Genomic DNA, 4,843 nt, shown 5'->3' on the forward strand with positions numbered 1-4,843 from the left:
ACCAGTTCCGCTTCCTGTTCATCTGTCAGCCGTGAAGGTCGTCCGCTTTGTTTTTTGGAGACTAAACCTTGGATTCCATTATGGCAGTAATTTTTCACATAGTGGCTGACAGTATGCTCGTCGCGGCCGATGGTGTGCCCGGCTTCTTTCCGGGTGTGGCCTTCGAGAACCTACTTGACTGCCAGGCAACGCTCGTACAACCGGCGGTTGTCTGTCGTAGTCATCGCTTTTTCCAATTCACGGATTTGGCGTTCTGTTTCCATGTTCCCCACTCCTCAAGTGTTTTCTTTAGTATACGCCTACAGGAGGAAAAACGAATGCAATTTAACTCAATTTATATAGTCAGCTTTTGCTGCTCTCTTCATTCCCCTGTGGACTATAACGTAGCAAAGCGTTATTCTATGAATCTTAAATACACCTAATGGCTATTGTACAATAGACCCCTCAGCCTCATTTTGGGCAATCCCTTCAAAAAGGAATCCTAGCCAATAATCCTGCCTTGTGAACATTGAAACCAAGTATGTTCTCAAGATGCAGATTGTTTCCCTAAATTGGGCACATTAATTAATAGTTTAAGTACACATAAAGCGAATAAAATGTTTCTTAAAATACATAAAGGCAAAAAAGTGCCCATTGATTCATAACGGTCATGTGACGGATAATACACACATGTACCATATGATTTAGGAGGTTATATTATGTATAAAATAGTTACTGATTCATGTTGTGATTTATCGTATCAATTTTTTGAAAAAGACAATCTAGAATTTCTTCCAACGGAAGTGATGTTAGATGGGAAAACTCTGCGTGATGACCTGGGATTGACGTTTGATATAGATTCTTTTTACACAGCCTTAAAAAATGGCTCTATGCCCTCCACAAGTCAAATCAGTATAGGTAGGTATCTAGAATTTTTCAAAAGTTGTGCAAAACAAAATATCCCAATCATTTATATCAGTTTGTCCTCGGGAATGAGTGAATCTTACCAAAGTGCCCTCCAAGCAGTAGATCTATTGAAAGAAGAATACCCTGATGCCGAAATAGCTATTGTGGATTCCTTATCAGCAAGTGCTGGGCAAGGCTTAATGGTCTATAATGCGGTGCAAAAGCAAAAAGAAGGGTATAATTTTCTTGAGTTAGTGAGTTGGTTAGAAGCTAATAAACGATCTTATCAGCATTGGTTCACAGTTGAAGATTTAAACCATCTATACAATGGAGGTAGGATTTCAAAGGGTGCTGCAGCAATCGGTGAACTATTAAGCATTAAGCCCATTCTTTCAGTAAATAAAGAAGGAAAGTTAGAAGTTGTTGAAAAAGTAAGAACAAGAAAAAGAGCCTTTCAAAGAATGACTGATCAAGTAGTGCAGGCATTAGAGGCTGCTGACGACAAGACCGTTTTCATTGCAACCAGCGGTGATAGAGCCGGCGCCGAATGGTTGAAGGAATCTATTTTAGCGAAGTCCCATCCAAAATCAATCGAAGTCTTAAATATGGGACCTACGATTTCAAGTCACACAGGCTACGGCTGTGTTGGCGTTTTTATCAAAGGGATTGATAGTGGTGTATAAATTTATTAGGGCGAGAGTTCTGGGCAACTCTTGGATGGGTTCCCGTAGAGTAAAAATAATATAATGAAGGAGTTCGGAGTATGGATCCAGAAATAAAAATCGATCGCAGAATTCGAAAAACAAAACAAGCAATACAGCAAGCAGTAGTTAAGCTCTTATCAGACCAAAATTTAGAATCCATCACAATTACACAAGTCGCAGCAACGGCCGATGTGAATCGGAAAACATTTTACAACTATTATGAGAGCACTAACCAAGTACTTGAGGAGATTGAAAATGACATTGTTCAATCATTTGACGAAGTTATTTCTACCATAAATATGAAAAAAGACTTTAAGTCTCCAACCTGGATCTTTGAATCTCTGACAAACATCATACAACAGGATTTTGAATTTTATAGTGATTTAATGCAGTCAAATAAAGTCGGGGATATCAACTTGATTGCAAAAATATCTCAAACGTTAAAACAACGAGTGATAGCCAATTTACATTTAGATATATTTGAAGATGATTTTACTAGAGATTTGACTATTAATTATGTAATAGCCGGAATGATGGAGGTTTATCAAGAGTGGTTACGCGATCCGAAGAAAATCCCTTTAGATGAATTGTCAAAAAAAATGAGCCTCATAACTTTTTCAGGTGTTAATGGGATTTTAGGTGATGGAAAAAATGAGTAATATTATTGACTATGTAAGAAGAATGAAAGATGTGCCCTTTGAAATAGCGCCACTAAACGAAATTGACAGCCTCATTTTCTCACAGTTAGCGTATTTGGATTATAGTTTGTTACCCACGAAAGAAAGCTATTCTTTTCTTGAAATTTACAATTCCAATTTGGTACCGCTTCTGGTAAAAAGAACTTGGAATGCAGAAAACAATAGCCTATTATTTTCTGAGATTTCTACAAGTACTCGTTTTAGATCAATAAAAGTTCATGAGGTCATCAATTTAATAAGTGAATCAGAAGAAACGCAGTTTTCTGCCGTTACGTTTGAATTGTCTAATAATCACTATTTCCTTTCTTTCCGGGGTACCACATCCACTTTTGTTGGTTGGAAAGAAGATTTGAATATGTCTTATTTAACAATAATTCCATCACAGAAATCAGCCGCTGACTACTTGGAAAGGATACACGATAAATTTGGGGGTAAATACTACCTAGGTGGACATTCAAAAGGGGGAACATTGGCAGTATTCGCAGCCGTATTTACTAAACGTGAAATAAATGAAAATATCATAAAAGTTTTTAATCATGATGGTCCAGGGATACATAGTTCGTTACGTTCTTCAGATCAATTCAGAAAGACTAGAAACAGAATACAGAAAATTGTTCCAGAAGCTTCTGTTGTAGGAATAATGTTAGAAGAAGAACGGGATTTCTCCATAATAAAAAGTAGCGCATGGTCCATCCTACAGCACGACCCTTACACATGGTTAATAAATGAAGATAAATTTCTTAGAACGCCCTCTACCACAAGATTTTCCAATTACACACAAAGAACTATTTCCTCATGGGTAAGCGCTATCGATGAAGAAACCAAGAGAAATAGCTTAGCTTCCCTTTATGAAATCACCAAATCTATGGAAACGACGTATCTAGCCGATGCGGTTGAACAATGGCCTAAAAATATTAAAATTTTAATAACCGGCGTAAAATATGCTGATAAAGGTATACGGAAAGATTGGGGTATTGTCACAAAAACGCTCATTGAAGTTTCAATGAAGGAAGGAACGCAAAGTATAAAGAGGATTCATGGATAATATATTTTGACTAAACCTGCGCACCAAAAAAACTGTGACCAGCTCATTGCTATCCTCGGAAAAAGCAAACATATATCGCGGAATGCTCAGCCTTGCTTATTATACTTTAGTTCTACTTTCTCTACTTTATAAAAAAGTACGTACGTTAACTGCTTAGCCATGTACTCTGGCGATTGGCAATAAAAAAAAAACAGGCGGCAGCAAATAACCAAAGTTTTTTAGCCATATCTCTTTTCATAAAACCCAATCTTTCTGTTACGCCTAATATACACCTGTTAACTTTAAGTGGCCAATGAGCGTAATAAATCATCAATGTGCTCATTGATGACGACTAAACGATCTTTCAACAAGTTTCCTTTTTTGGTAAGCACCAAATTGCCACCCTGGTTCTGGAATAATTTAACCTCCAAATCCGTTTCGAGATATTGGATATGCTGCGTGACTGCTGGTTTGGACAAACAGAGTTCTTGCGCAGTCTTTGCATAATCCAAGCAATCAGCTAAAACCAGAAAAGTTTGGTAATGATAATCAATCATGAAATCACCCTTTCGTTTCTTATTGATGGCTTCCGGCAAATCAAATCTGAAATCGCCTCAAAATGTGTTATTTCGGACCTGTTTTTTCTGAGTAGAAGGAAAAGAAGTCCCCAAAACACCCTTTTGTCTGAATTAATGGAAGTATTTCTTACTTTACTTTACCTGAAGTCAGATAGTAAAGATAAAGGTTCGCGAAAACATCGGAAAGACTGGCACCTTCCAAATCCATCTCTTTCATGAAATCAGCCAATTCATCTTTACTGACGATCAGATTGGCCAGTTTATAATAATCTCCCAAAGGATAGACATAGATGACGTTCTCCGGTGTCTTCCGTCCGAATGGGTGAAAGAGATTTTTAATGGCGGTTTGGTAGAAGGGATTGTTCTTCCCGGTGCTGAAATTTCTTGCTGCCATTTCCTTGAAATCAGCTAAATGGATTGGGATACTGGCATTTTTCCTGAAAAGAAAAAGGTCTCCGGACCCGCTCACCATAGCTATCTCCAACAGATCTTTTATGGCTGCCTGGTAGCCTGCTCGATAGTCATTGGTTATCTGTTCGGCGGATTCGGTGCTTGTAGCGGCTTCTTTTTTCTTGGATATAAAGTCATCGAGGTCTGTTCGGTTAACTTGGTAGCCTGTTTTTCTGGATTCTTGTACAGCTGGCAAGTCTCCTTGACGGATCCAACGCAAGACCACTTGCCTAGAACTCGTAAGGCCTTCTTTTTCTAAGATCGTGAGCACTTCAGATACGTTTAACATGTGACTCCCCCTCTCTTTTATCTTTACTTTACTATATTATAAAGTAAAGTAAAGATAAAAGGAAGGCAAGAGACTTTTAAAAAGATTTATTTACCGATAATGGACAGGTGTCTATTATGAAGGTAGTAAAGACGCTCGTAGGTGTTGTAATGTAACTTTTACGAGCGTTGGAAAAGGAATAGCAGTGTCCAGAAAATGGTTCATTTCTGGACACT

5 protein-coding genes are annotated in these 4,843 nt (G+C 38.0%); 3 read left to right on the top strand and 2 right to left on the bottom strand.

What is annotated here, in order from left to right:
• Positions 1-698 precede the first annotated feature (698 nt).
• From TES5_RS07800 to TES5_RS07810, 3 genes are all read left to right on the top strand, one after another.
• Positions 699-1,568: a DegV family protein gene (locus tag TES5_RS07800; protein ID WP_068561298.1), complete on the top strand. Its 870-nt coding sequence runs from the start codon at positions 699-701 to the stop codon at positions 1,566-1,568.
• A gap of 80 nt (positions 1,569-1,648) precedes the next feature.
• Positions 1,649-2,248 (top strand): TetR/AcrR family transcriptional regulator, encoded by a 600-nt coding sequence (locus tag TES5_RS07805; RefSeq protein ID WP_068561299.1) that lies wholly within the window; start codon positions 1,649-1,651, stop codon positions 2,246-2,248.
• On the top strand, positions 2,241-3,332 hold the full coding sequence (locus TES5_RS07810) for an Mbeg1-like protein (RefSeq protein WP_068561300.1): 1,092 nt from the start codon (positions 2,241-2,243) through the stop codon (positions 3,330-3,332). The genes TES5_RS07805 and TES5_RS07810 overlap by 8 nt, the downstream gene beginning before the upstream one ends.
• Before the next feature lie 281 nt (positions 3,333-3,613).
• On the opposite strand, the gene TES5_RS07815 is transcribed toward TES5_RS07810, so the two are convergent.
• The gene (locus TES5_RS07815) at positions 3,614-3,868 is read right to left on the bottom strand and encodes a helix-turn-helix domain-containing protein (RefSeq protein WP_143148287.1); all 255 of its coding nucleotides are present in this window, start codon (positions 3,866-3,868) and stop codon (positions 3,614-3,616) included.
• A 148-nt stretch (positions 3,869-4,016) separates the two neighbouring features.
• Positions 4,017-4,628, bottom strand: coding sequence for a helix-turn-helix domain-containing protein (locus tag TES5_RS07820; protein WP_068561302.1), 612 nt, complete (start codon positions 4,626-4,628; stop codon positions 4,017-4,019).
• Positions 4,629-4,843 lie beyond the last annotated feature (215 nt).

It is taken from the genome of Trichococcus sp. ES5 (assembly GCF_900067165.1).
Classification (GTDB): domain Bacteria; phylum Bacillota; class Bacilli; order Lactobacillales; family Aerococcaceae; genus Trichococcus; species Trichococcus flocculiformis.

Coding starts and splice junctions, on each gene's coding strand:
- TES5_RS07800 (WP_068561298.1), top strand. CDS start 699: ATGTATAAAATAGTTACTGATTCATGTTGTGATTTATCGTATCAATTT.
- TES5_RS07805 (WP_068561299.1), top strand. CDS start 1,649: ATGGATCCAGAAATAAAAATCGATCGCAGAATTCGAAAAACAAAACAA.
- TES5_RS07810 (WP_068561300.1), top strand. CDS start 2,241: ATGAGTAATATTATTGACTATGTAAGAAGAATGAAAGATGTGCCCTTT.
- TES5_RS07815 (WP_143148287.1), bottom strand. CDS start 3,868: ATGATTGATTATCATTACCAAACTTTTCTGGTTTTAGCTGATTGCTTG.
- TES5_RS07820 (WP_068561302.1), bottom strand. CDS start 4,628: ATGTTAAACGTATCTGAAGTGCTCACGATCTTAGAAAAAGAAGGCCTT.